Consider the following 4,255-nt stretch of genomic DNA (forward strand, 5'->3'; position numbering starts at 1 on the left):
ACAAATTGTGGTGAAGTAGTGCGTCATCAAAGAGAAATCGGTGCTGAAAATGTACGGCTGATGTTGAATATCGTGCCGGAGGCTGCTAAATATCTTACGGATAGAAGTATTGAATCTATAGCAAAGACAACAGTATTTAACTGCCGTCCAGATATCTTATGTGTATCAGGAGCTACCGCTGGATCTGCAACCGATCCGGAAATACTGAAACGTGCAAAAGCTACAGTTTCCGGAGACACCTGTTTTTTGCAAATACCGGATGTCGTGTCAATACGATTAGGGAAATCCTTGAGACTGCAGATGGAGCAGTGGTAGGAACGACTTTCAAAATTGATGGAAAATTTGAAAACCTGACAGATGAGAGCCGTGTAAAAGAATTCGATGGATATTGTAAAAGATTTTCGTAAGTAAGCCAGTTGCTTAAAGGGGGCACATTAATGAATACTGATAAAAGATGGAAAGCATTGGGAGAATCTCTGATTAATTATTCGCTGGGAAATCAAACCCGGAGAGAAACTGATGATTGCAATGTATGAAACAGAATCTTATCCGTTGGCACTGGCTGCATATGAAGCATGCATAAGGGCAGGAGGGTATCCACAGATCCAGTTTATGAGTGAAGCTTTGAAACATGCAGTACTGAAATATGGAAACGAGGATCAGATTTCATGGGTACCTGAAATTGAAAAATATGGCATGGAGTGGGCAGATTGTTACCTTGCTTTGAGAGAGTGCATTTTATCTCAAATGAGTGCTTCGATATTCCAGCAGATAAAGTAGCAAAATATCAGAAAGCGATGGGGATTATTTCGGGTCTGAGATGGAAGGAAACCAGGTGGGCTTTGGTACGTGTTCCGAATGAGAGATTCGCCCAGCAGGCAAATGTAAGTTATGAGTATATGATGGATATGTTCTTTGATGCGTGCTCTATAGACTGGCCGGCCGATGTTGCACAGTGGCAAAGAATTGCTGATATTCTGGATAAAGGGAATCATTTGCACTTGAAATCAAAAGGAACAGATTTTTCATTTGATTATGGTGGAAAGAAATGGATCGTATCAGACAATAAGACTAATATTCCAGACGGAGAGATAAATGTGTCACCAATTTGGGATACGGTGAATGGTGTGGTTCTATTTGATTTCCAGGCAACAATTGGAGGCAAAGTAATCCATAATCTGGAACTTACGTTTGACAATGGGATTGTATCAGATGTAAAAGCAGATGATAATGTAGATTTTGTTAAGAGTATTATTGCATCAGATGAAGGTTCTAACAGGATTGGAGAATTTGCGTTTGGAACAAACCCATACGTGAATGTTGCTGCCACAGATATTCTGATTGATGAAAAAATCTTTGGTACTGTACATATGGCTCTTGGAAGACCTTATGACAATGCATATTATTCTTCTATACACTGGGATATCATAAAAGATATGAGAAACGGTGGAACCGTTGAAATAGATGGAAAAGTAATCTACAAAGACGGAAAATTCCTGATCTGATAAAAAATGAGATGGAATAAATAATCATTAAAAAAGATCTCCCGCATCCAGGAAGGATGCTGTGGAGATCTTTTTTGGGGTTAAGATCATTTTTAATAATGGTTTGTGTATTTTGATACTTAAATTATCATATTATTTGTACTGTGCCATGTAGTTGTCCACGCAGCGTTTGATCCTGTCTACAGGATTCAGAAGGTGGCTTACAGAGAGATCATGGTTCAGTGTATCAATGATTAATGCAATATATTTGCTCATGTCACAGGTGATATAATATGGCTTCTCAAGAAGCTTTGCAGGCTGATATACCAGGTTTGTAGTAAGAAGCTTGTCGAATACACCTGCCTGGTGGGCTTCGTCAAATTTGTCAAGGCCATCTGTAAATAATCCGAAGGTAGAACAGATGTAGATCTTGCCTGCACCTCTTTCTTTGAGGAGGGATGCAATCTTAAGCACTGTATCACCTGAGGAGATCATATCATCGATCAGGATCATATCCTTGCCTTCCAGCTTAGGGCCAAGGAATTCATAAGCAGCTACCGGATGACGTCCATCTACAGATTTGGAATAATCCAGACGTTTGTAGTACATACCCATATCAACACCCAGGATATTGGCAAGGTAAATGGCGCGGCTCATACTGCCTTCGTCAGGGCTGATAATGGCAAAGTGATCATTATCAAGGTGAAGTCCCTCTTCGTTGTGAAGAAGAGCCTTAATGAACTGATAAGAAGGCTGCACTGTCTCAAAGCCGTGAAGCGGTGTGGCATTCTGGATACGTGCATCATGAGCATCAAAAGTGATGATATTCTCTACACCCATGCTGATCAGCTCGTGAAGTGCGCTGGCACAGTCAAGGGACTCTCTGCCTATACGCTTGCTCTGACGGCCTTCATAAAGATAAGGCATGATCACATTCACTCTTCGTGCCTTGCCGCCGATGGCGCCGATCACACGCTTCAGATCCTGGAAATGATCGTCCGGGGACATCAGGTTGGTGTAATTGCCGATAGGGTAGCTCATGCTGTAATTACATACATCTACTAAAATATAAACATCATCACCACGGACAGATTCGGAGATCACGCATTTGCCCTCACCAGAACCGAATCTGGGTGTCTGTACCTGGATCGTATAGGAATCTCTCTGGTATCCTTCAAAAGAAAATGAATCTATCTCCGGGTGTGTACGCTCATTACGCCACTTAACAAGCCATTCGTCTACTTTCTCGCCTAAAGGGCGACAGCTGTCTGTGGGGATCAGTCCAAGCCTTCCAACCGGAACGGTTGATAATTCCTTTGTGGATCTTTGTGCCATGTTCTAATTTCCTCCTAAATAGTTTTTCTTCATCCGGATGTCTTCTCCTGTAAGCTTCAGGATAATATAGTTATTGCAGATACGGGAAAAGGTCCGTTCAGAGTAAACATTCTGTATTTCACCCAACTCCAGATTGGTGGAGATGATGGTGGATCTGTGTCTCATAATACGCTCATTGACGCACAAAAACAACTGGGAAGACACAAAACTGTTGGTAAGCTCTGTTCCCAGGTCATCAATGATCAGCAGATCGCAGTCGTACACCAGATCGTTGTCTTTGCCTGTGCTGTCGCCGGAAAAGGTATTCCGTGCCAGCATATCAAACAGGTCAAATGCAGAAAAATATAACACACTGTGGGAGCTTTCAAGAAGATCATGGGCGATACAGTGGGAAAGAAAAGTCTTCCCAACGCCTGTGTTGCCATAGATCAGCAGGCTGCGGGGATCCTGGTCAAAGGATGAAACGAAATCCCTGGCAGTCTGGTATGCACGCTGTGCAGCTTCCAGTGCGGACAATCCGGTGGACGCATCTATTGTAGCAGAATAATAGTCAAAAGAAAAGTGGTCAAAGTTTTCTTTTTTGAGAATTTCATTTAAATTGGACTGAGTATACAAAAGTTGTATCTCCGCCCTGTGGAAGCAGGAGCATTTCTTGCTGCCGATATAACCGGTATCCTGACAATGAGGACAGGTGTAATGCATCTCAAGATAGTCGGAGGGATAGCCATTCAGGGCAAGCAAAGCTTCACGCTCCTGGGCAAGCAGGGATATGGCAGCCTTCAGATCCTCCAGGCTGCGATCCAGACCGCTGATCATGGAGCGGGCTTTGGCTGCACTTAAGGAAGCTACTTCGCTGTCGATCTCACGAAGCCTGGGGATCCGGTCATAAGCTTCCTGCCTGTGCTTCTCTAGCAGACGGCGGTTCTCAGCCTGCTTGCGGCTGTATTCTCTCATAATGGTATCATATTGAAAATTCTGTAAAGGCATAAACGATCAATCTCCTCTGTTAGTGAGGCTGTTGGAAGTAGGGATTCTGGCGCTCCAGAAGCTGCTTCTCAAGTTCTTTGAAATCATAATTCCGTTGTTGGAAATTATTGAAGCGATTCGGGGACTTAGGTGCCTGGGTACGACTCCGGCTGCTGTCCTGGCTGCGCTTCTGGTGCTGGACATCCAGGGCCTGTACTGCTTCTGGGGTAAGGGCACCCTTTTTGAACCATCCGGTAAGGATCTTGTGCGCGTACTGGAAGCTGGGCTGTCCGGTCTGCATAATGGTACGGCTGCAGGCTTCCTGGATCATGTCCATGGAAAATCCGTAATCCTTCAGCCATGTATCCATCATAACGATCTCTGAATCCACAGGGTTACGATTGGAGATCCCCATAGCCTTCAGAATGGTGAAATAATCTCTGCCATAGCGGGAGGTGGAATCCTTGGCC

The 4,255-nt window shown here is 43.9% G+C and carries 7 protein-coding genes; 4 read left to right on the plus strand and 3 right to left on the minus strand.

The window, feature by feature from the left end:
- The 4 genes from R1Y93_RS03690 to R1Y93_RS03705 all read left to right on the plus strand — a co-directional run.
- Positions 1-315, plus strand: a 315-nt coding sequence (locus R1Y93_RS03690; RefSeq protein WP_500821668.1) for a BtpA/SgcQ family protein, incomplete at its 5' end; no start/stop codon positions are given.
- Complete coding sequence (locus R1Y93_RS03695; protein WP_500821674.1) at positions 285-407, plus strand: hypothetical protein; 123 nt, start codon at positions 285-287, stop codon at positions 405-407. The genes R1Y93_RS03690 and R1Y93_RS03695, both read left to right, overlap by 31 nt.
- A gap of 112 nt (positions 408-519) precedes the next feature.
- Positions 520-780, plus strand: a complete 261-nt coding sequence (locus R1Y93_RS03700; protein WP_500821669.1) for a hypothetical protein — start codon at positions 520-522, stop codon at positions 778-780.
- 17 nt (positions 781-797) lie between these two features.
- Positions 798-1,505, plus strand: a complete 708-nt coding sequence (locus R1Y93_RS03705) for an aminopeptidase (RefSeq protein ID WP_500821670.1) — start codon at positions 798-800, stop codon at positions 1,503-1,505.
- 132 nt (positions 1,506-1,637) lie between these two features.
- On the opposite strand, the gene R1Y93_RS03710 is transcribed toward R1Y93_RS03705, so the two are convergent.
- The 3 genes from R1Y93_RS03710 to R1Y93_RS03720 form a co-directional block, all read right to left on the minus strand.
- Positions 1,638-2,819, minus strand: a complete 1,182-nt coding sequence (locus R1Y93_RS03710; RefSeq protein WP_500821671.1) for a ribose-phosphate pyrophosphokinase — start codon at positions 2,817-2,819, stop codon at positions 1,638-1,640.
- A gap of 3 nt (positions 2,820-2,822) precedes the next feature.
- On the minus strand, positions 2,823-3,806 hold the full coding sequence (locus tag R1Y93_RS03715; RefSeq protein WP_500821672.1) for an ATP-binding protein: 984 nt from the start codon (positions 3,804-3,806) through the stop codon (positions 2,823-2,825).
- A gap of 19 nt (positions 3,807-3,825) precedes the next feature.
- On the minus strand, positions 3,826-4,255 hold a 430-nt coding region (locus R1Y93_RS03720; protein WP_500821673.1), incomplete at its 5' end, for a DnaD domain-containing protein.

It is taken from the genome of Blautia sp. HA3515 (assembly GCF_059933065.1).

What these genes read in the sequence shown, in the direction of transcription:
- R1Y93_RS03700 (WP_500821669.1), top strand. Translation starts at nt 520, where the DNA reads ATGATTGCAATGTATGAAACAGAATCTTATCCGTTGGCACTGGCTGCA.
- R1Y93_RS03705 (WP_500821670.1), top strand. Translation starts at nt 798, where the DNA reads ATGGGGATTATTTCGGGTCTGAGATGGAAGGAAACCAGGTGGGCTTTG.
- R1Y93_RS03710 (WP_500821671.1), bottom strand. Translation starts at nt 2,819, where the DNA reads ATGGCACAAAGATCCACAAAGGAATTATCAACCGTTCCGGTTGGAAGG.
- R1Y93_RS03715 (WP_500821672.1), bottom strand. Translation starts at nt 3,806, where the DNA reads ATGCCTTTACAGAATTTTCAATATGATACCATTATGAGAGAATACAGC.